Genomic DNA, 19897 nt, shown 5'->3' on the forward strand with positions numbered 1-19897 from the left:
CAATTTTAGCGGAACCCTCGAATTAATATGTACCCGAACGCAAAAGGATCACCGGTCGTTAACGGGTCTGGCGCTAGGGCTAGGAAATTTGTAAACGGACAAAATGGGTAAAGATAAGATGACGGTATTTCTTAAAGGAGGGTACTCAGATGTCTGTGAACGAACAAATAATACTAGCCAAAAGGCCGCAAGGCATGCCGGATGAGTCGGATTTTACCTTTGAGGAGCAGCCTTTGCCCGTTCCGCAAGCTGGAGAAGTCCTGGTACGGACCGTATACTTGTCGGGGATCCGTATATGCGGGGCAGAATGAGTGATGCCAAAAGTTACGCGAAGCCCTACGAGGTAGGACAGGTTATCGCTGGAGGCGCAGTAGGGCAGGTGATGGAATCGACGGACCCGACCTATCGGGAAGGCGATTTTGTTGCAGGAACATGGGGCTGGCAGCGCTTTGCCGCCGTGCGGACCGGAACGCTGCGTAAGGTCAACCCGGATCTGGCACCCGTATCGACCGCCTTGGGTGTGCTGGGGATGACCGGTTTGACTGCCTATTTCGGACTGCTGGATATCGGTCAGCCGAAGGAAGGCGAGACGGTGGTGATATCGGGTGCCGCAGGCGCCGTAGGCATGATTGTCGGGCAGATTGCCAAGATCAAAGGAACCCGGGTGATCGGTATTGCCGGTTCTGAAGAGAAAACCAAGTACCTGACGGAGAAGCTGGGGTTTGATGCAGCGATCAATTACCGGACCGAAGATCTGGCATCGGCTTTAGCGGAAGCTTGCCCGAATGGGGTGGACGTCTATTTTGACAATGTCGGCGGTGAGGTTTCCGATGCGGTGCTGCGTCTTATCAACAAAAATGCACGGATTCCGATTTGCGGCCAAATCGCACTCTATAACCTGGAGAAACCCGATACGGGTCCGAGAATCCAGAGCCTGCTGCTGACCAATACGGCACTGATGAAGGGCTTCCTGGTCGGCGACTACGCCAGTCGGTACAATGAGGCATTGCATGAACTGGCCGAATGGCTGAGGGATGGTAAAATTCAGTACGCCGAACATATCGTCGACGGTTTCGAGCAGACTATTGAGGCGTTTCTGGGGCTCTTCTCCGGGGAGAATCTCGGGAAGCAGCTGGTGAAGGTAAGCGAAGAGCAAAGCTAGTCTTTTGACAGACAAAAAATAAAAGAGTGTCGAATTTACGCACTTCGCAAGCCTCCTCATACGGGAGCTCTGCGAGCGGAAGGGTCATAGCCTTCCGGCTTGCGTGATCATCGGCACTCTTTTTTTGTATTATGTAGAAACGAAGTGGTCGCCTTTGCCCCCGGATTTTAACCATGATATGAATGTATCGAAGAAATCTGGGGGCAACAGCGATCGGAAGAATAATCCGCATTCGTAGTGATGCTTAGGCTAAGAATCTTTAGTTCAACTTATATAGTTAACGATGGAACATGTCCGCTATATAGCCGCTTCTGGTGTCGTAAATTGCTGATACTGGCGATACATCGAAATGCGCCAGTGGACAATCATGCCGTAAGCCAGCATGAAGAACAACGCCGCGGTCTGCGGGATGGAAATATGCTGCTCGATATATCCGTGGAGCAGAAGCCGGATTGCCAGCAGGCCGAGCAGAATGTAAATAAAGCTTTTCGATTTCTGCATGAAAATCTGGCCATCGACCTTCTCGAATTTGGTGCTGCGAATCAGTGGATAGGAGAAGATGAACCAGCCTACCAGAAAAGCAATACCCGCCCACCATATAGGGATGCGTACTTGCGGCTCAACGAACATCAGAAACCCGGTGCTCATGGCAACGGGAGGGATGATGATCTTCTTGACGGTGACGGGTCGGTGACTCGCTTTCATACGAATGAAAATAACGGTCAGTGCCATAACCAGCATCACAATCGTAGAGCCTATCTGAAGAATTGGGGAATCGAAATTAACCACAATTCAGAACCTCTTTCCATAAATAAAATGACATGACAATGTGCTGCCTTTTGATTATAGCACATTCTGATGCCAGGCAAAATCAGGCAGGCGCGGGAGGAGCAGCGCTGTTAGCGCCGGCTGTCTTTAAGATTGGAGTCCATCGATGAAAATCTGGATCATAAAATCCAAGCTTTCATCTACATCCAAATCCATGGCGAATTGACCCCCACGTTCCAGAGATGAGAAGCCATGGCAGAGGCTGCGAAGTGTCCGCACGGCATGCAGCGCCTCCGGCTCACTGAGCTGGTAAGGAGCTAAGATTTGGAGCAGAAGCTCGACAATCTGATTGCCTACTTGCTGCGCCTCCTGCTGTTCCGGACGGAGAGGCTGCAATGCGGCTTCGTATAATCCGGGGTGAGATCTGGCAAAGTCAACATAGGTAAGGCATACATAACGCAGGGCATCTTCGCCTGACCGGCCGGCGACAGCCTTCAGCAGCCGATCATGCAATGTCTGGAGGCCATACAGCATAAGGGCGGCATGCAGACCGGGCAGTCCGTCTACGTGGTTATACAGGGAAGGCGACCGAACGCCCAGCTTACCTGCAAGTGCGGCCAAGGTTACGGTATGAAGCCCATCCTGATCCGCTAGTTCGGCAGCGGTTTGAAGCAGTTGAAGCCGATCAATTCCGGGTCTCGGACTCATTTTGCATTCCTCCTTATAATAGATTCCGCATGCGCAACGGCCTGCTGCATGGGAGCCGCCGGATTCTTTAGCATCCGTCCATGGCCAACAGCCAGAACGGCGGGCTTCCGTGCGGTTAGCATTTTGGCGCTTTCCAGAGCCAGATCCTTGCTCCAGGTTGCCATGGCAGGGAAGGGAAACCAGGGCTTGAACACACCGGATACGGCTAATCCGCCCCGTGTCTGCCAAGCATCGCCGGCAATCAGGATACCGCTGCGCTCATCAAGGAATGCCATATGCCCCGGCGTATGTCCGGGAGTGGCGATGGCCTTGAGCGAACCAACGGATTCCCCGTCACCCAGAAGCACATCCGGAACGGTGGTTATGTTCTTGGGAATATCTCCGCGAATCGGAGTTTGCAGCTCTCCAGGTTGGAGCTCGGCATTTCCCTTTAGCAGCAGTGCATCACGCCGCGAGATGTAAACCGAAGCATTCGGAAGCTCTTTCTTTAACCCGTCGAGCCCCCCGACATGGTCGCCGTGAGCATGGGTCAGCACGATCCGGGTGATGGGCTTTCCTATAGCGGAGGCCGCTTGAAGAATTCCCTTTTGGGAAAATGACATACCTGTATCAATCAGCGTAACCCCGTCGTTTTCTTCTACAAGATAGACATTTATCGGGAAAAGACGAGGAAGAAAAGAAATTTGAGTTACGTGTTCAATCGTTGTTATTAACATAATACAATTCCCCTCTCATTCAAAACTAATCATATTAGTATAATAACTAATTATGTTAGTTTTATCAAGTCTGAATTTTAACATTTTCATGAATAGGCTTGTTTAACCCCTAAAATTTTTATAAATTTACCAAATTTTGAGTGCAATTTTCATCATTTTGAGTTACCATAAAGATAGATATACGGAAAAAAATGTAGATTATTGAGATAAAGGGTGAGGGGCGGACGACATGGATATTTTCAAACGCATCGTACTTCTGATGGTGATGTATGCCTTCTCCGCGGTACTTCTGTATGTAGCCAGTCAGCACACGCCATATCTGCTTCCTGTCATCTGGCTTTCTGCGCTTATGCTGCTGTTATGCGGCATCGGATATCTAGGATACCATTACTTTTTTAAAGGACGCAGAAAACGAAGTTAATCGAGAGATACGTTCAAGTCTGCCTGCCAGGGCGGACTTTTTTGTGTGGAAAATAAAAAAACCGTTTGAATCGCTTCGCAGTCTTATATACAGAGATGAATACAAACGAGGTAGGTCGGAGGGGAAGGGTAATCGGATGATGGAAAATAAAGAGCTTGCGGCTGCTGCCTGCAGAGGGGACGAGGAAGCGTTCTATGCACTCGTTACGGAGCACCGAAGGCGCCTATACGGAATTGCGTACAGTTATTTGCATAACGAGAGTGACGCACTGGAGGCATTGCAGGAGACGGTATGCCGGGCGTGGATGAAGTGCCGGAAGCTGAAGCATCCGGAGGCATTTGTTCCTTGGCTCATTCGGATCCTGATTAACTGCTGCGTGGATGAGCAAAAACGAAAAAAGCGCATGGTTCCGGTTGAAGAAGTTCACAGCCGGGAGACGGCTGCCGAGATGGTCAGCGATAGCAAGCTGGATCTGGAGCGCGGGCTCAGCCGCATGAAGCCTAAATACCGCCATGTGCTGATTTTGAAATATTATCAGGACATGACGATTAGTGATATCGCCAAGATTCTCGATGTTCCGGAGGGTACAGTCAAAACCCGGCTGTATCAAGGATTAAAGATGCTTCGGCAAAAAATCGAGCCAGGAGGTGCCATATTCCATGTTTGAGAAGGAAGAGCGAATGCTGAAGGAGATGAATAGGGACGCGGAGATCAGCGCAGCTGTTGTATCCGATGAAGCATTGGACGCGGCGGTGCGAAGCGGGATGCGAAGAGGACGGCGCACGCAGCGGGGCCGGGCACGAATGGCTACCGTCTCTGCCGTGCTTGTAACCGTAGCGGCTGCGCTGCTGTTCGTGGTATGGAGCGGGAACGAAGGGCTGGTGAATCCCCAAAAGCAAATGGCGGCTCAAGGGCCGTATCCGCCATTGACCGGGTTTGATTTCGGAGAAGATATTACGCTGAATACAGCCAACAAACACGGCATGATTCAGCCGGTGAATCAATCGGTGACCAAGGGGGATTATACGGTAACGGTGAACGGGATACTTGTAGGCTCCCAGCAGATGGAGTTGTTCTATACGGTCCAGAACCATGCGGAGAATCCCGCAGACTTAAAGAGGGTGGAGATAAAGCGCCGGGGATCGAGCGAATCGCTGCCTTATAGTATCGGGTCGTCGGGTGGAACTGAGATTAAGCCCGGCCCCGGCAAGCTGTTCCACTCCCGATCAGACATTCATATGGGCGAGAATCACCCTATACCTGAGGAACTGACGTTATCTTTTAGGATCGCCCCCTATTCGACGAATACGGTTTATGAATCCGCTACAGAGAACGAGCAGGTGCTCGATATTAACGTATCCGTTGATATGGAGACCGTTCAGAAGTATACCAGCACCGTTCCGCTCAACAAAATGCTGCAGATTGAGAGCCAGAGGTTCTATTTGAAAGAAGCTGTGTTGTCTCCTGCCGGAATCGTCTTGAAAGCGAACGTCCCATCCAGTAATACGATGAAGGTAACCGGCTTATGGGATGTATATTTGGAAGCTGTGGTTAACGGGGAGAAGATCAGATTGAACAGTGATTCCGCATTCTTACCCGGTGCCGGGGGAGGGGATATGACTTACTTCTTCGACAGCAATATATTGGAGAAGCCAGAATCAATCACGCTGAAAGCAAGCGGATTCCAGGCGGTGGACCCCTCGAAGATGAAACTCGTGGTGGATACGGATAAGAAAGAGATCATCCGTTCACCGGACGGCGACCTTCGGTTCGGAGAGTACACGGGGCATACCCTGACATTTGAATACGAAGAACAGACTGACCGGCATATGGGCAGTGTGTCAATTGAGCCGGAGTTTGTGGATGGAGAGGGGAAAAAGCATAGGATCAATGAAGATGCTGGGGGGCTCAGTTCCTCGTCCCGATCCTCTTCGGATACCGAAGTAAGCCTCATCACACAGTATATCCACCTTAAACCTGGGGACTACCCGCAGCCGCTGACGTTTACGTTAAGCAGCTACCCTGGTGTCATGGAGCAGGCATTCGAGGTGCCGATTCAATAAATTTAGAGATGCTGAAAGCTCATCAGGATAACTACAACGCCGAATGCGATGGTCATTTTGCCAGCGAATTTTAGATACCATATTCTCAAATCGCTGAGTTCAATATCATCCCTCGTTCTTCTGAACCACCATGAATGCGGATTTCTGATGGCGTATAGACCAATCGCGATGAGTACGATGCCCATGAATGCAATAAAAATGAAGTTGAACATGGATTAGTCAGCTCCTTTCTTTAGAGATAATACGTATGGTTAATTAACAAAGTTCCAACATATGTAAAATAACAGAGCATTCTCATTTAAAGTTATGCTCCAGACTTGAGGACACGATTAAGGAACCGCCCCCGACCATGTTGGCCGGAGGACGGTTCCTTTTTTCATTTATGATATCTTCTATCATGGGATTGATTACACGATTCCCTATGCTCGGTAGAGGAGCTGCCTTCAGGTCCCTTAGCATCCAGGAGTTCAATCAAAGCTTTAGGTACCCCGTTAAGCAGCAGCCACTCACGAAGCGTTTCGATGGCGCGGATATGGCCATTTCCTTCATCCCGCCAAGTCAGCAGCTCGACGACCTTGATGACGAGGAGCATCAGTTCCATTTTGTCATGCTCGGTTTGATCCGCGCGGATTTTTTGGAATACGGCTTCTTTCTCCCAATCCAGTAGGATCTCTTCCCCAATGGTTGGTCTCATGAGTGAATAGCTGTAATCGCACTGCGGGCAGAGTACCGTGGTGAACTGTTCTGATTTGAACGTAACCCCGATATCCGCTTGGCACTGACGGCAGTGAAATTGGACTTCAATTGCTGAGTTTGTTTCCATGACTATGATGCCTCCTTCGAAGAGAAAGGTATCTACTTATACCCATTAGTCGGTAACTATGACCCATCTTCCGATGAAAGAGGCCTATGAAACATGAAGAAGGAACCGCCAAATAGAGGCGATTCCTTGAGGATCCAAGCCCAAAATCAGCGTTTCCTTCTATGCGTACTTTTAACATGGGTAAGCACATTATAGAGGAAAGCGAGAATGCCCAGCGTTACCAGAACGCCGCCAACAGCAATGACCGGCTCTACCGATTCCATGCCGCTTACCAGCAGTGCGAGACCGATCATCATGATAGGCAGACCGATATTGTGCAGCCAGAAATGCACTTTGCCTGCGGTGGATTCTCCGGCTGCGGGGAACAGAACATAAATAACACCTGCAAGAGCCAGGGATGCCCAGCCCAGAAGGTTGACATGTGTGTGAACTGAGGCGTAATCGTAGCTGTGGGAGATCGACATGTACATGCCGAGCAATATCCCCAGTACGAAGTATACAGCGGCGATCTTGATTAATTTAACACCCATATAACCCCTCCTCTTATGGATTACTACTATGATATATGTCAGCTTTGGTGAAGTAGACCAAGAGGGAGGAAGATTTAATGAAGAACGATGTTTTATAGCCAGCAAAAAAAGAAACCGTGAATTCCCTTGCCGGGGATTCACGGTTAATCGTTTTACGCACTCGTTATGCCAATGACCTATTCAAGCTCCAGCACATCATAGATCAGCCATTTGCCTTCGGCTTTCTTGAGCCAGTAAAGAGAGGTCGAACGGATGATTTCACCGTCTGCATCATCGCTTTCTTTGGCATAGACAACGGCGTCTTCTCCTTGGAAAAAGACCGTCCGGAGCTCCTCGGACTTGATGTTGAAATTCACCTCATCAAAGATGCCTTCCGCAATGCTGGTTCGGAATATCTCGTGGAAGGCCGATTCCGGATGAATAACCGACATAAGCAGCGGACCATCCTCCTCATTGAAGCCCTTGGACTGGGTATCAATGGTAGCCACGATGGCTGTTTGATCCGCTGCTGGCACTTCTGGACGAGCTTCCAGCAGTTCATCTCCGACCAAATATTCCGTCTCGTAATGGACCAGATCATAGATTTTCCATGCTCCCGAAGCATCTTTCTTCAAAAGATTCTCATAATGGAGTGTAGCATCCCAAGCAAAAGGTCCGCCGGTGCGGTCGAGGGTCACGCTGGTGTAGGCATGGATTGACGTTCCGGCTACGGTTACTTCCCATACATCAGCAGATACATGCAGATCGTTCTTAAATTGGTTCTGATAATATTCTTGCATTTCCGCAAAAATAGGAGATTTCGGATGGAAGGCGCTCATGACAGCATCCAGTTTCTTGGCACTTCCAGCTTCTTCAATTGTATGGTAAAGCTTCTTTACCTCATCGGTGGCTTTATCAATTGCACCCTCACGGTCGATCTTGATGGTACGTGCCTTGGAATCCCACTTCACGGGGAGTCCGGTGGCTTCAGCTACGAAACGAAGGGGAACCAGCGTGTTGCCGCCATCGGTGAATGGGGCAATCTGAAGCGTGGTTGTTGCACCATTGACATAAGCGGTTTTCTGTCCGATGGTCATCTGCAGCTTCTGATCGAGGTATGTACCCGTCACCTGTTTATTCGTGCTGTTCCAATTGACTTTATAATCCAAGGCCTGAAACAGAGGGCGGAATTGCACGAAGGTGACTCCATTCTTCATAATAGGCGCTGCCTGAAATTTGATTTCCTGGTTATCGAGGTAGACCCGGATATTCCCTTGATTATTTGCCGGAGCTGCTTGCGCCGCAGTAGCGAGCAAGAGCAGGAAAGCGATCGTCAGTAGGCTGATTTTTTTCTTCAATTGGCTGTCATCTCCTTCAACGAATGATAGAATAGAGTGGTAATTGTGGTAATCGTACATGATAAAACCAATGCTAGCAATACATTTCTTTATGAGTAATAATTGGTAGATCAACGCGGGGCGGCTTGCCAGATCGAATTGAAAAAAGGCGGTAAGCGCGGAGCCCTGATGGGTAATACATAATAAGAATTAGACCGGTTCACCGGATCATTCATTAGACAAAGGAGTGGATCACATGACAGCAGGACAGGAACTGATATTTTACATAGGAACCTATGGTTCGGAGGAAGAGAATCGAATTCATTGGGGGGCGATGGATCGAGGTACGGGCGAGCTGCGTATCTTAGGTGGTACGGCTGGAATAGAAAACCCTACCTATCTGGATTTCGATGATTCGATCTCTGTATTGTATGCAGCGAGCGAGAAGGGCGAAAGCGATGTGTCGGCTTATTCGGCCAATCTGGTCACCGGTGAATTAACGCTGCTGAACGCTCAGTCTACCGGCTCGTCCGGGGCATGTCATGTATCCCGTACATCGGACGGGAAGTATCTGCTTACGACAGGGTATAGCGATGGACATATATCGGTGCTGGCATTAGAAGGAGACGGCCGGGTTGGAGAGCTGGCCTCCAAGATCAAGCACAGCGGACGCGGTCTTCACGATGACCGTCAATCCGAAGCGCATCCGCATTCGATATTTGAAGACCCCGTCAGCAAGTATATCGTGGTCAGTGACCTGGGCATGGATGATGTGAACCTGTATCGGCTGGAGGAAGGCAAGCTGGTGACCCACCGCGAGATCAGTCTGCCGCCAGGCTCGGGCCCGAGGCATGTGTCTTTTCATCCATCAGGCAAGTGGGTGTATGGCACGAATGAGCTGAACAGTACGGTAACGGCTTACGCAAACGATGGAACATTTGGGGATTTGAAAATATTGCAGCATATATCGACCTTGCCAGAAGACGTAGTGATGGATAACAACACATCGGCCCATCTGCTGGTATCTCCTTGCGGCCGTTATCTGTACGCCTCCAACCGGGGCCATGACAGCATCGTTCAATATGTAATCGACCAGGAGACCGGTACGCTCCGTGCCGTCAACTGGGTGTCTTCCGGCGGTAAAACGCCGCGCCACTTCAATATTATGCCGGACGGCTTCCTGCTGACGGCGAATCAGGACAATGGTTTGATCGCAAGTTATCGGATCGATCCGGACACGGGCAATCTGGTTTCTACGGGTTATACACTAGAAGTTACGCACCCGGTATGCATCTGTCCCGTGGAGAAGGTAAAGGCGTAAGAGCTGTTAGATGGGCTAAATGAATGAAGCTCATAGCCCAAATGAGTGCTTTGCGGGGAATCTTAGTTTAGACAGAAGGGCTGCCGAGTGTGGCCCTTTGTTCATGTTTAGCAAGGTTAATAGAAGAGCGGCGTATGATTTAACAGTATAACGAATTCAAGGCATCATTCATAAGGAGGAAGCATCATGGAGGACTTTATGCGGGCGGCGGGCCGTTTTGTGGAGGCCCGCTTTGGTGAACGAGCAGCGAATCTCACCCCTCTCGCTTCCGGGGATTGGTCAAGTGCCTATTCTTTCATCCTCGATGGGGAAGATATGGTTATTCGCTTCGGGGCTTATTCTGGTGATTTCGAGAAGGATCGGGCGATGGGTGCCTATTCCTCCGAAATACTTCCGATCCCGAAGGTTCTTGAGGTTGGCGAGACGGAGAGCGGCTACTATGCTGTATCCAGGCTGGTATCGGGAAAGCATCTCGATGAGCTGAGCGGGCCTGAGATTCGGGTAGTACTGCCGCAATTGATAGACGCTCTTCATGAATTTCAGAAGTTTGACTTCGCAGCTACACAGAAAGCTGGCATTTGGCACCCTGAGGGGGCGGGGCCCAGCTGGGGGGCCTGGCTTCTCTCTGTTGCTGAGCCAAGAGACCGGCTGCCAGGCTGGCGCGAACGACTGGATGCTTCGCCTTACGAGGCGAAGATCTTCGACGCCGGCATCGAAAGATTGCGTCAGCGCTTACCGCAGCTTCAGGAGTATCGGGGAATTGTTCATAGTGATCTTTTGAACCGAAATGTGCTGGTGAGTGATGGAAGGTTGTCCGGGGTCATCGACTGGGGCAATGCATTCTATGGCGATCCTCTCTATGACATAGCTTGGCTTCTGTACTGGTGGACCTGGTATCCGGAATGGGAGGACATCGATCTGGAGGGAATTTTAGAACGCCACTGGGATAAGTACGGAGACCGGCCCCCGCAGATGGAAGACCGTCTGCTATGCTGCCTTATTCACATCGGCCTGGATCATATCGCCTACAGTGCATTCAGACAGCGTCCTGAGGATATGAGACGTAACGCCAACCAATTGTTGACTTACATCTAGGTAAAAGGCTGGACTCTTATGCCTTCTAATGATAGTAGTAGTGGCAGGTATAAGAGATAGATTGAATAATTGTCACAGAAGATATTATCTATTCAGTAGAAGAAGCAGCTTGAGGCCGTTGATTGGGCTTCAAGCTGCTTCTTTATAATAGTTAACGAGGTTAATAGCGGATTCATTGGTTTAAAGATTCATTCGATGAATCATTAATGAGCAAAAATATGATTGCCGATCTGCAGCACTTGCGGTCTGGACCAGATCCATTTGCTGGTCGCTGTTTTAGGATTGAAATAATAAAGGGATTCATAAGTCGGATCCCAGCCGCGAACGGCATCCAATGCAGCAAGATAGGCAGCCCGGTTCGGAGTCAACCAGTATTGTCCGTCATCTACGGCTGTAAAGGCCCCTTTTTGAAAGACGACGCCCCGAATATCATTCGGAAATTCGCTGGATTGAATGCGGTTCATGACAACAGCCCCGACGGCAACTTGTCCTTTGTAAGGCTCACCGCGGGCTTCGCTATAAATGACTCTGGCCATGACATCCATTTCGGATTGATTTAACGTATATTTTTTCAGCTGTCTCCAGGTTTGTGCGCCGGTAACTCCATCGGCTGGCACACCGTATTCTTTTTGGAAACGGGTAACGGCTGTTTTCGTGTTTGCGCCATATTTGCCATCCAGCGGCTGCGTGTAGAAGTCCAGCGTTTTCAGGCGATATTGAAGCTCCCAGACATCCCCGTTTTCATTGCCAGGCTTTAACACCGGAGCTGCCTCCGTCGTTTGGGCAAATGCAGGCATGAACAGAAGAATACTAAGGAAAAGAGCAGAAATTATTTTTCGATTTGGCTTTCTTATGGTGATCAACTCCCTTTGGGGTAGAATTATAAGGTTGGAAGCGGGTTCATACAACCATCAGTAAATGGAAATCCGCGTCGTGACTGCGTTCGTTGCACCAAAAATGGTTCTATGGTCCGTGTGGTCCTAAACTTGAAATTTTTTGAAAAAAGGTTTGACAGCAGGAGAGGGACTTATTACAATAGCAACATAACATACTAAACAGGTAGGAATTATAATGTATTGTTCTCACCGTATCGACGGAGGAACGCTCGAAGACTAAGAGCAGGCACGGTTGCAAACCGGCTTGACTCTGTTCTGATGAGCTTTCCTCCGTCTTTTTTTGCCATACGGCCTGTTTAGTAGAGAATAATAGGGGGAGTGATCCATATGAAAAAGGTGTTGAAGCAAGGGGTTCTCATCGGATTAACAGTGATGCTGACGGCGGCACTTACAGCTTGCGGTGCAGAGAAAACAGAGACAGTCGCAACCGCCAACGGAGACGCGCCTGCTTCGGGTTCAAGCAAGCCGAGCGTGGAACTGCTCAATGTTTCTTACGATCCGACCCGAGAGTTATATGACCAATACAATAAAGCATTCGCGGCGCATTGGGAGAAGGAACAAGGCCAGAAGGTAACATTTAAGCAATCGCACGGGGGTTCAGGCAAGCAAAGCCGTTCGGTTATCGACGGTTTGGAGGCGGATGTGGTGACACTGGCCCTCGGATACGATATCGATGCGATCCGTCAGGCCGGATTGATCAATGAAGGCTGGGAGAGCAAGTTTGAGCATAACAGTGCGCCTTATACCTCAACCATCGTTTTCCTCGTCCGCAAAGGCAACCCGAAAGGCATCAAGGATTGGCCGGACCTGATCAAGGAGGGCGTGGAGGTGATCACGCCGAATCCACAGACCTCCGGCGGTGCTCGGTGGAACTACCTGGCGGCGTGGGGGTACGCACTCAAGGTTAACAATAACGATGAAGCGAAGGCACAGGAATTTGTGAAAGAGCTGTTCACCCACGTACCGGTGCTGGACAGCGGAGCCCGCGGTGCGACAACCACTTTTGTAGAACGCGGAATCGGGGACGTGCTGTTGGCTTGGGAGAATGAAGCTTATCTCTCGATTAACGAGCTGGGACCCGACAAATTCGAGATCGTGAATCCGTCCGTCAGTATTTTGGCGGAGCCTCCGGTTGCCGTCGTGGATAAGAACGTTGACAAACGTGGGACCCGCGAGGTAGCGGAAGCCTACCTGCAATATCTTTACAGTGAAGAGGGGCAGACGATTGCGGCTGAGAACTACTACCGTCCAACGCTTGCCAGCGTGGCTGACAAGTACAAGGAGAAATTCCCGGCTATCGAATTGTTTACGCTCAAGGATGTGTTTGGAACATGGGAAGAGACACAAACGAAGCATTTCAATGACGGCGGCATCTTTAATCAGATTTACGTGCCAGGGAGCTGATCGGCATAACCGCCGAAGGCAGGAAAGGATGAGTGGATATGGCAGTACTCCCCGAACAGAAGCAAAGCAGAAACAATCGCAGCGTACTCCCGGGTTTTGGAATCGGCATGGGACTGACCGTCCTTTATATGAGCTTGGTTGTGCTCGTGCCGCTGTCGGCGCTGCTTCTCAATCAAACCGGACTAACCTGGGAGAAGTTCTGGTCGGTTGCAACCGATCCGAGGGTACTGGCCTCCTACCGGGTTAGTCTGACGACAGCGGCGCTGGCCGCATTCGCGGATACGATATTGGGGCTGCTGCTGGCTTGGGTGCTGGTGCGGTATGATTTCCCCGGCAAAAAATTGTGGGATGCCCTGATCGATTTGCCCTTCGCCCTGCCAACGGCAGTAGCGGGGGTGGCTTTAACCGCGATCTATTCCGCTAACGGCTGGATTGGATCGCTGCTGGAGCCGCTGGGGATCAAGGCGGCATTTTCTCCCTTAGGCATCACGCTGGCCCTCATGTTCATCGGCATACCGTTCGTTGTGCGGACGGTACAGCCGGTGCTGGAGGACGCGGAGCGGGATACGGAAGAGGCGGCTGCAACGCTCGGGGCACGCCGATGGCGCACGTTTTGCACCATCATTCTGCCGACCTTGATTCCGCCGCTGCTGACCGGATTTGCGCTTGCTTTTGCCAGAGGCATCGGTGAATATGGCTCCGTGGTTTTCATATCGGGGAATATGCCGATGAAGACGGAGATTGCGCCGCTGTTAATCATGACGAAGCTGGAGCAGTTTGATTATGCCGGCGCGACGGCGGTTGCCTTGATCTTGCTGCTCATCTCTTTCGCACTGCTGCTCGGCATCAATATACTACAACATTGGACACGGAAAACCGCCCGTTAAGGAGGGGATACTAATGGCTGGAACTGTACCTGCCGCTCCTGCAGCGAAACGAAACACGCCGTCCTCTCTGGCGGCTGCGGAGAAGCCGTGGGTGAAATGGACATTCATAAGCTTGGCTGGGCTTGTGCTGCTGTGGCTTATTGTGCTGCCTCTGATTACGGTGATGTCGGAGGCGCTTAAGAAGGGCTGGGAGGTCTATGTAGCCGCCTTATCCGATCCTGATGCTCTGTCTGCGCTTCAGCTGACTTTACTGGTGGCGGCTATTGCGGTACCGCTGAATTCGATATTCGGCGTTATTGCAGCATGGACCATAACGAAGTTTCGTTTTAAAGGCAAAAATCTGTTGATTACACTGCTGGATCTGCCGTTTGCGGTATCCCCTGTGATCGGGGGGTTAATCTTCGTGCTGATCTTCGGTCGGCAGGGATGGTTTGGCCCTTGGCTTGAAAGCCATGATATCAAGATTATTTTTGCCGTGCCCGGCATTGTGCTGGCTACATTATTTGTCACGTTTCCCTTTGTGGCAAAGGAACTGATCCCGCTGATGGAAGACCAAGGGACAAAGGAAGAGGAGGCGGCAGTAACGCTGGGCGCCAAGGGCTGGCAAATATTCTGGAGGGTCACCCTGCCCAATATCAAGTGGGGGCTATTGTACGGCATCATATTGTGTAACGCCAGAGCCATGGGCGAGTTTGGGGCCGTGTCTGTTGTATCCGGCCATATCCGCGGCGAGACCAATACGCTGCCCCTTCATGTCGAAATTTTGTACAATGAGTATCAGTTTTCGGCATCGTTCGCGGTGGCCTCATTATTGCTGTTATTAGCCGTCGTAACCCTGCTGCTGAAAAATTGGTTTACGCGAAAAAATGCCCATTGACAGTCGTTTCCAACCCATGCTAATGTTAATTCATACTATGTAGGTTGGAAAAGAATGAATAATGCACGCGTGCAGGTAAAATGTCACTTCGACTTGTGGGGATGAGTAAATATATTTGGGCTTTGCCCGGTGAGGAGGCGTATCCATGGCTAAACCTTTAAAAGTGGATGAAATGTGGCTCGAACGCATAGCCAGCCTGCTGAACGACATGGAATTCGGTTCGCTGCAAATTGTAGTGCATGAGGGTCAAATCGTTCAGATGGAACGAACGGAGCGCAAGCGTTTTGAGAATACGGCCTCCGGAGCGGTCAAGACGTCAGGACCGTCCCGGGCATCCGGCCAACAACGAAGAACGAATGCAAGATGATCCCTAAAGGGTTATCGAGTACCGAGAGAAGAATTTCCTTAGATGCCATAAGCACACTTTACCCAGTAGACTTTGGGGAACACCCTGAGTGTTAACCGATGTAGACTATAGGAGTGTGCTTCGGTAATCATACGGGAATTCTTTTTTTTGTATGAACACAGGGATCCAGGATTGTGGTAGGTAAGAGCGTAATATCGGGTAATGACTGCCTGCCGCACAAGGATTGCGAAGATATAATAACAGCCCGGCCGTTGAATTCGGCACGGGCTGTATCTCGTAATATTCATGTCGTTGCTATCTTATCTGGATCGCAGAGGGCTGTTAGTGATCTCTGGATCGCAGGAACCTCCCGTCTCATTAAGAGGGTCATTCTCTCCCGTAGGATGAAGGAATTGTTCCATTAGTTCCGGGTGTCCGGCATAGGGCCGTTCACGGCGCTTGCGGGTGGCTGTAACCCGGAAACCCGCCAGATACAGCAAGCATTGGGTAGCCAAAACGTATGGTGAGGCCTCGTTCCAGATCAGATTAAACAGGGCTGAAGCTACAATCAGCAGATGCAGTATGGTATAGATCACACCATGCGTTCTTCTTCTGGAATCCATCAATAGTCGGTAGAAGGAGATTGTGGCAATCATGTTGGAGAGCCATAAGCACCATACCTCGGGGTTTGTCCAGGCAGGGGATTGCCTTAGTTCCTGGACGAGAATCGTCGTCCATAGGATCGCGGCACCCAGTGAAAGGGCAGGTACGGCAGGTTTCAAGAGCAGCCACAATCCCATACCCCAACCGGGTTTCTCGAGCCGCCCAACCAGTTCGTCGCGCTCCTTCATAAGTCTGTTGATCTCGCGGTCCAGCAGCTTGTGTAGCGTTGTTAATCTGGATTCATCACGATCGCTAAGAAAGGTATCAATCTGTTCGTGGAGCTCCCGCGTCAACAGGTCAGCGGATTTGCATTCCTGCAGAAGCCGGATCAACAGGTCGTCGGGGACAGCCGTTCGGGTCGGTCGATTGATGAGGGTTCCCAGAGGTCCGGCCAGTCTGGTATAAATCGTCAAGGATTGACGAATGCGAGCGAGTGAATCCTTCCGTGCACCCAATAGCCGGGATGCACTGTATATGTACAGGCCCGAAAATATTGCAGTGGCAAGAAGCACGGCCACGAGCGTGTCCAGTGAGCCCAAGATATCAACCATCCATTCCGTAAGGGACAAGCGGACCCCTCCTTCAATATTCTACCTTTCACTATTGCACAACAAGGGAGGGATTTCAAGCCGATTCGGTAACAGGCAGCTAGGGAGAGCATAGGGGGTTGCGTATAACGTTACGTCATATCCTATAGTCATCTTAGGAGGGGATTGAAGTGAAACGAAAAAAAGGATGGGTGATCTTAGGTAGCATTCTCATTGCGATACTAGCTATACTGACGGTAATAGGCTTTCTATTCAGAGATGACGGGTCGTTAAGCGGTTTTGTTACAGAGGATGGGCAGAAGGAATATGCGGTGGCTTATGATGAGGCGATGAATCACTTACCAGAACCGGTTGAATCGATTATATTTAATACCGATTTTGGCGTGGTGCAGCTCTACAAGTTCCGGGAGAGCGATACACCGTATAAAACACCCTTGTTGCTGCTTCCTGGAAAAGGATCTGCTACACCCATGTGGGAGGCCAATCTAAGCGGTTTTTTAGAACACCGGACTGTATATACCCTTGATTTGATAGGAGAGCCGGGTTTAAGCACAGAAACCAGACGGATTGAAACTGCTGCGGACCAAGCAGCATGGTTAGGGCAAGTGCTGGATCAGCTGCCGGAATCAGAGATCCACCTGTTAGGGCTGTCGTTCGGCGGGTGGAGTGCGGCGAATGTGGCGCTCAAGCATCCTGAGAAGATTCAATCGCTCATATTGCTGGACCCTGTCTATGTGTTTGGCCCCATTCCACTGAAAATGATACTGGTATCCATTCCGGCGTCTGTGCCCATGGTACCCAAACCGATCCGGGAGAAAATGCTCAGCTATATATCCGGCGGGGCTGAAGTTGATGACAGCGACCCGACCGCCAAATTAATCGAAACCGGTATGCGGACATTCAAGAGCAAGCTGCCCATGCCGGAAGCCATCAAGCCTGAACGATTAGCTGAGCTGACGATACCGGTGCTCGGTATTTTAGCTGGACAATCGACGATGCACCATGCTGAAAAGTCGTATCAAACGGGGATGGATTCCCTGAAAGACCTTAATAGCGAGATGGTCGTATTTGAAGATGCCTCGCATGCAATTAACGGGGAATACCCTAAAGAGTTACTGGAAACGATAGAAGCTTTTTTAGCAAAAGTCGAGTAAGGGACGGGAAGGGATGGGTTCATGGGAAGAAAATATTCCGTAAAAGAAATCAGTCAATTGTCGGGAATAACTCCGCGAACCATTCAGTATTACGATAATGAAGGGATTCTTAAGGCGGAACGAGATGAGCTGGGGCATAGAGTATATTATGATAAACAGCTGTATGTACTTGAACAGATTATGTTCTATAGAGCCATCGGTTTCTCTATAAGAAGGATCAAAGAACAATTGATCGTGGGCACCGAGGAGCAGGATATCGAGAACATTCTAGATTACCAGGCATCGGTCCTCTATTCACAGAAAGAGAGTATCCAGGCCAAGCTTGACGGATTGCATGTCGCAAAGGAAATGATGAAAGAAGGTTACAACGTACCCTGGGAGCTGTTAGCCCATCTCATGCGTTCGTTGAATGAGGTCGATATGTCGGCTTGGAAAGAATACGAATTTTCGGAGGAAGACTGGCGGCTATTTCAAAAGGTATTTAACTCTGAGCAGGCGGCATTGGATTTTTACAATACGTTCCGAAAAATATCGCTGCAAGCTGCAGCTTATAAGGCTTCAAACGTTCCGATCGAGTCCCGTTTAGCCAGGACCTTGGCCCAAGAATGGCATCGGATGGTTCAACGTGTGACACATGGCGACGAACAGATTCATGCTGCCTTCTTAGCAGTCGATAGAAATCGGGATCAATGGAACGCTGGAGAGCGTCAGCTTGTAATGGAAGCAGAACAATATTTGCAGGACGTCTTGAAGCGCTATCCTGATCGTGAATGAGCTGCATTGCAGCTCGGGTTCTGCTTCCTATGCAGGAAGCTTAAATCGTATTCTACTGTTTACATGGCTAATCGGTTTTTTTCTTGGCAAACAATTTTTCCTCAAGGCAACATAAGAGACCGAGCCGCATATAGTATATGAATAAGACGGTAGCATCGAAAGAGAGGGAGGGGCCGGGGTGATGGAAGTGCAGGTAAAAAAAGCGCCGCTGCAACGCGCGAAATTGACGGTCGGTTATGTACTGCTTCTCATGTTGACGGTTTAAGAGCGATCAGGCCTTTACCCGGGTGGAGAGGATGAGTTCCTTCATCTAAAAATATAAAGATGGCGCCAGAGGAAACACCCTCTTGAAACGCCATCTTTTTTATTCCTATTATGAAATAATCGCGATGTTATCGATCGGAGTCATGTAATGACTTCCAGTACCTGTAGTCATGAATGGCGAACCCGGAGAACGAAGGGTGCTTCTCCGCTTTGATACATACTTTGGACAACTGCTCTTCCATATAGGACGTGCCTTCCTCAAAAAAGGTAATATAAGCTCCCTCATTGCTCGATTTGGTCTCTACGGCAATCAGGGCTTCCTTGCCAAGTTCATCGGCTTCCTTAAGCTCGGCAGCAGCGACGCTGTAAATGTTATCTGCCTGATCACGATAGGCCATAATGACAACCTGGTCGAACTGCTGGATCATCCACCGACTGATCGACATCGACTGATCCGGCAGCTGGTAGCCATGCAGCCAGAATGTCATGTCAGAACCGATGGGTAGATTCATTGTGTGCGCTTCATGGACCAGATAGCGGACGCTCGCTTGCCATTGCTTTACCAAGGAGGGCTGGTTTGTTTTCCACTCGGCCAGCACATGTGGTTCGATATCGACATGAATGCCGGTGAAGCGCTCATTCGGAGCAGCGGAAGCCTGATAATCAGCGGTCCATTGAATGAAAGTTTCTAATCGATGACGCTCCGTTTCCAGCGCCCAGTTAGGCGCGCCGCCAAGGGCATGAACCTCGATCCCCTGTTCACCTGCTTGGCGGATAAAGCTGCGATAATATTCGGGCCGAACATCACGGTTCATCTGCAGATAGAGCACATTGACGCCTTGACTGGTGGCGAAATTCAGAATGTCATCAGCCGATTCTTGAATCTGCGGGGTATCCCAGAACCAGGTTGCCTTCTGGCGGGATTCGGCTGCAGCCGCATCAGGCTGAAGGGAGAAGCTGCTTAGCAGCAGACTGCTTGCGAGACAGAGGGCCAGCAAGTGGACGTATTTTATTTTCATTGTATGGATAATCTCCTTTACATTACGATAACGTCATAGAAAAACGACAAAATTCCAGCAAACACACGACCTTAGTAATGCGAATTAAGTCATTATGCAATATATATATATTCATAAAAATGCATCTATGTATTCTATCGGT

21 protein-coding genes and 1 pseudogene are annotated in these 19897 nt (G+C 50.0%); 12 read left to right on the top strand and 10 right to left on the bottom strand.

The genetic code is table 11. The features are described from left to right. Positions 1-149 precede the first annotated feature (149 nt). Positions 150-1162 (top strand): annotated as a pseudogene (locus tag MHH48_RS03335) (NADP-dependent oxidoreductase). Between the two features lie 297 nt (positions 1163-1459). On the opposite strand, the gene MHH48_RS03340 reads toward MHH48_RS03335, so the two are convergent. The 3 genes from MHH48_RS03340 to MHH48_RS03350 all read right to left on the bottom strand — a co-directional run bounded on the left by MHH48_RS03340 (position 1460) and on the right by MHH48_RS03350 (position 3354). Next, on the bottom strand, positions 1460-1951 hold the full coding sequence (locus tag MHH48_RS03340) for a cytochrome c biogenesis protein CcdC (protein WP_076322275.1): 492 nt from the start codon (positions 1949-1951) through the stop codon (positions 1460-1462). A gap of 126 nt (positions 1952-2077) precedes the next feature. Continuing rightward, positions 2078-2638 (bottom strand): TetR/AcrR family transcriptional regulator, encoded by a 561-nt coding sequence (locus tag MHH48_RS03345; RefSeq protein WP_076322274.1) that lies wholly within the window; start codon positions 2636-2638, stop codon positions 2078-2080. After that, positions 2635-3354 (bottom strand): MBL fold metallo-hydrolase, encoded by a 720-nt coding sequence (locus MHH48_RS03350; protein WP_076322273.1) that lies wholly within the window; start codon positions 3352-3354, stop codon positions 2635-2637. Before MHH48_RS03350 ends, MHH48_RS03345 begins: the two co-directional genes overlap by 4 nt. Positions 3355-3583: 229 nt before the next feature. Between MHH48_RS03350 and MHH48_RS03355 the strand changes: the two genes are divergently transcribed. The 3 genes from MHH48_RS03355 (at position 3584) to MHH48_RS03365 (ending at position 5838) form a co-directional block, all read left to right on the top strand. Next, on the top strand, positions 3584-3775 hold the full coding sequence (locus MHH48_RS03355; RefSeq protein WP_076322272.1) for a hypothetical protein: 192 nt from the start codon (positions 3584-3586) through the stop codon (positions 3773-3775). Between the two features lie 136 nt (positions 3776-3911). After that, positions 3912-4442, top strand: coding sequence for a sigma-70 family RNA polymerase sigma factor (locus tag MHH48_RS03360; RefSeq protein WP_076322271.1), 531 nt, complete (start codon positions 3912-3914; stop codon positions 4440-4442). After that, positions 4435-5838 carry a DUF4179 domain-containing protein gene (locus MHH48_RS03365; RefSeq protein WP_076322270.1) on the top strand — a complete coding sequence of 468 codons (1404 nt, stop codon included), beginning with the start codon at positions 4435-4437 and terminating at the stop codon, positions 5836-5838. Before MHH48_RS03360 ends, MHH48_RS03365 begins: the two co-directional genes overlap by 8 nt. Positions 5839-5840: 2 nt before the next feature. Here the strand turns inward: MHH48_RS03365 and MHH48_RS03370 are convergent, their stop codons facing one another. From MHH48_RS03370 to MHH48_RS03385, 4 genes are all read right to left on the bottom strand, one after another. Further along, entirely contained in the window at positions 5841-6050 is a 210-nt protein-coding gene (locus MHH48_RS03370) for a hypothetical protein (RefSeq protein WP_076322269.1), read from the bottom strand. A gap of 164 nt (positions 6051-6214) precedes the next feature. Then, positions 6215-6661, bottom strand: coding sequence for a hypothetical protein (locus MHH48_RS03375; RefSeq protein WP_076322268.1), 447 nt, complete (start codon positions 6659-6661; stop codon positions 6215-6217). A 146-nt stretch (positions 6662-6807) separates the two neighbouring features. Further along, positions 6808-7191 carry a cytochrome-c oxidase gene (locus MHH48_RS03380; RefSeq protein WP_076322267.1) on the bottom strand — a complete coding sequence of 128 codons (384 nt, stop codon included), beginning with the start codon at positions 7189-7191 and terminating at the stop codon, positions 6808-6810. A 176-nt stretch (positions 7192-7367) separates the two neighbouring features. After that, on the bottom strand, positions 7368-8528 hold the full coding sequence (locus tag MHH48_RS03385; RefSeq protein ID WP_076322266.1) for a copper amine oxidase N-terminal domain-containing protein: 1161 nt from the start codon (positions 8526-8528) through the stop codon (positions 7368-7370). A gap of 235 nt (positions 8529-8763) precedes the next feature. Here MHH48_RS03385 and MHH48_RS03390 point away from each other — a divergent pair, with 235 nt between their 5' ends. Both MHH48_RS03390 and MHH48_RS03395 read left to right on the top strand, forming a co-directional pair. Continuing rightward, positions 8764-9828 carry a lactonase family protein gene (locus MHH48_RS03390; protein ID WP_076322265.1) on the top strand — a complete coding sequence of 355 codons (1065 nt, stop codon included), beginning with the start codon at positions 8764-8766 and terminating at the stop codon, positions 9826-9828. Between the two features lie 186 nt (positions 9829-10014). Beyond that, positions 10015-10923 carry an aminoglycoside phosphotransferase family protein gene (locus tag MHH48_RS03395; protein WP_083659632.1) on the top strand — a complete coding sequence of 303 codons (909 nt, stop codon included), beginning with the start codon at positions 10015-10017 and terminating at the stop codon, positions 10921-10923. Positions 10924-11126: 203 nt separating this feature from the next. Here MHH48_RS03395 and sleB read toward each other — a convergent pair whose 3' ends face one another. Then, the gene (sleB, locus tag MHH48_RS03400) at positions 11127-11786 is read right to left on the bottom strand and encodes a spore cortex-lytic enzyme (protein WP_076322264.1); all 660 of its coding nucleotides are present in this window, start codon (positions 11784-11786) and stop codon (positions 11127-11129) included. Between the two features lie 360 nt (positions 11787-12146). On the opposite strand from sleB, the gene MHH48_RS03405 reads away from it, so the two are divergent. The 4 genes from MHH48_RS03405 (at position 12147) to MHH48_RS03420 (ending at position 15354) form a co-directional block, all read left to right on the top strand. Beyond that, on the top strand, positions 12147-13223 hold the full coding sequence (locus tag MHH48_RS03405; protein WP_076322263.1) for a sulfate ABC transporter substrate-binding protein: 1077 nt from the start codon (positions 12147-12149) through the stop codon (positions 13221-13223). A 38-nt stretch (positions 13224-13261) separates the two neighbouring features. After that, a complete protein-coding gene (gene cysT, locus MHH48_RS03410; RefSeq protein ID WP_076322262.1) occupies positions 13262-14110 on the top strand; it encodes a sulfate ABC transporter permease subunit CysT in 849 nt (282 codons plus the stop codon). A gap of 13 nt (positions 14111-14123) precedes the next feature. Continuing rightward, entirely contained in the window at positions 14124-14987 is an 864-nt protein-coding gene (cysW, locus tag MHH48_RS03415; RefSeq protein ID WP_076322261.1) for a sulfate ABC transporter permease subunit CysW, read from the top strand. 145 nt (positions 14988-15132) lie between these two features. Next, positions 15133-15354: a YezD family protein gene (locus MHH48_RS03420; protein WP_076322260.1), complete on the top strand. Its 222-nt coding sequence runs from the start codon at positions 15133-15135 to the stop codon at positions 15352-15354. Between the two features lie 299 nt (positions 15355-15653). Here MHH48_RS03420 and MHH48_RS03425 read toward each other — a convergent pair whose 3' ends face one another. Beyond that, the gene (locus MHH48_RS03425; protein WP_076322259.1) at positions 15654-16565 is read right to left on the bottom strand and encodes a hypothetical protein; all 912 of its coding nucleotides are present in this window, start codon (positions 16563-16565) and stop codon (positions 15654-15656) included. A gap of 149 nt (positions 16566-16714) precedes the next feature. On the opposite strand from MHH48_RS03425, the gene MHH48_RS03430 reads away from it, so the two are divergent. Next, a complete protein-coding gene (locus tag MHH48_RS03430) occupies positions 16715-17698 on the top strand; it encodes an alpha/beta hydrolase (RefSeq protein WP_076322258.1) in 984 nt (327 codons plus the stop codon). 21 nt (positions 17699-17719) lie between these two features. Then, complete coding sequence (locus tag MHH48_RS03435; protein WP_076322257.1) at positions 17720-18472, top strand: MerR family transcriptional regulator; 753 nt, start codon at positions 17720-17722, stop codon at positions 18470-18472. A gap of 392 nt (positions 18473-18864) precedes the next feature. Here MHH48_RS03435 and MHH48_RS03440 read toward each other — a convergent pair whose 3' ends face one another. After that, the gene (locus tag MHH48_RS03440; RefSeq protein WP_076322256.1) at positions 18865-19755 is read right to left on the bottom strand and encodes a hypothetical protein; all 891 of its coding nucleotides are present in this window, start codon (positions 19753-19755) and stop codon (positions 18865-18867) included. Positions 19756-19897: the final 142 nt, after the last annotated feature.

The sequence above is a fragment of the Paenibacillus sp. FSL F4-0100 genome (assembly GCF_037993005.1).
Taxonomy (GTDB): Bacteria; Bacillota; Bacilli; order Paenibacillales; family Paenibacillaceae; genus Paenibacillus_AQ.

What these genes read in the sequence shown, in the direction of transcription:
- MHH48_RS03345 (WP_076322274.1), bottom strand. Translation starts at nt 2,638, where the DNA reads ATGAGTCCGAGACCCGGAATTGATCGGCTTCAACTGCTTCAAACCGCT.
- MHH48_RS03350 (WP_076322273.1), bottom strand. Translation starts at nt 3,354, where the DNA reads ATGTTAATAACAACGATTGAACACGTAACTCAAATTTCTTTTCTTCCT.
- MHH48_RS03355 (WP_076322272.1), top strand. Translation starts at nt 3,584, where the DNA reads ATGGATATTTTCAAACGCATCGTACTTCTGATGGTGATGTATGCCTTC.
- MHH48_RS03360 (WP_076322271.1), top strand. Translation starts at nt 3,912, where the DNA reads ATGATGGAAAATAAAGAGCTTGCGGCTGCTGCCTGCAGAGGGGACGAG.
- MHH48_RS03365 (WP_076322270.1), top strand. Translation starts at nt 4,435, where the DNA reads ATGTTTGAGAAGGAAGAGCGAATGCTGAAGGAGATGAATAGGGACGCG.
- MHH48_RS03370 (WP_076322269.1), bottom strand. Translation starts at nt 6,050, where the DNA reads ATGTTCAACTTCATTTTTATTGCATTCATGGGCATCGTACTCATCGCG.
- MHH48_RS03375 (WP_076322268.1), bottom strand. Translation starts at nt 6,661, where the DNA reads ATGGAAACAAACTCAGCAATTGAAGTCCAATTTCACTGCCGTCAGTGC.
- MHH48_RS03380 (WP_076322267.1), bottom strand. Translation starts at nt 7,191, where the DNA reads ATGGGTGTTAAATTAATCAAGATCGCCGCTGTATACTTCGTACTGGGG.
- MHH48_RS03390 (WP_076322265.1), top strand. Translation starts at nt 8,764, where the DNA reads ATGACAGCAGGACAGGAACTGATATTTTACATAGGAACCTATGGTTCG.
- MHH48_RS03395 (WP_083659632.1), top strand. Translation starts at nt 10,015, where the DNA reads ATGGAGGACTTTATGCGGGCGGCGGGCCGTTTTGTGGAGGCCCGCTTT.
- MHH48_RS03405 (WP_076322263.1), top strand. Translation starts at nt 12,147, where the DNA reads ATGAAAAAGGTGTTGAAGCAAGGGGTTCTCATCGGATTAACAGTGATG.
- cysT (WP_076322262.1), top strand. Translation starts at nt 13,262, where the DNA reads ATGGCAGTACTCCCCGAACAGAAGCAAAGCAGAAACAATCGCAGCGTA.
- cysW (WP_076322261.1), top strand. Translation starts at nt 14,124, where the DNA reads ATGGCTGGAACTGTACCTGCCGCTCCTGCAGCGAAACGAAACACGCCG.
- MHH48_RS03420 (WP_076322260.1), top strand. Translation starts at nt 15,133, where the DNA reads ATGGCTAAACCTTTAAAAGTGGATGAAATGTGGCTCGAACGCATAGCC.
- MHH48_RS03435 (WP_076322257.1), top strand. Translation starts at nt 17,720, where the DNA reads ATGGGAAGAAAATATTCCGTAAAAGAAATCAGTCAATTGTCGGGAATA.
- MHH48_RS03440 (WP_076322256.1), bottom strand. Translation starts at nt 19,755, where the DNA reads ATGAAAATAAAATACGTCCACTTGCTGGCCCTCTGTCTCGCAAGCAGT.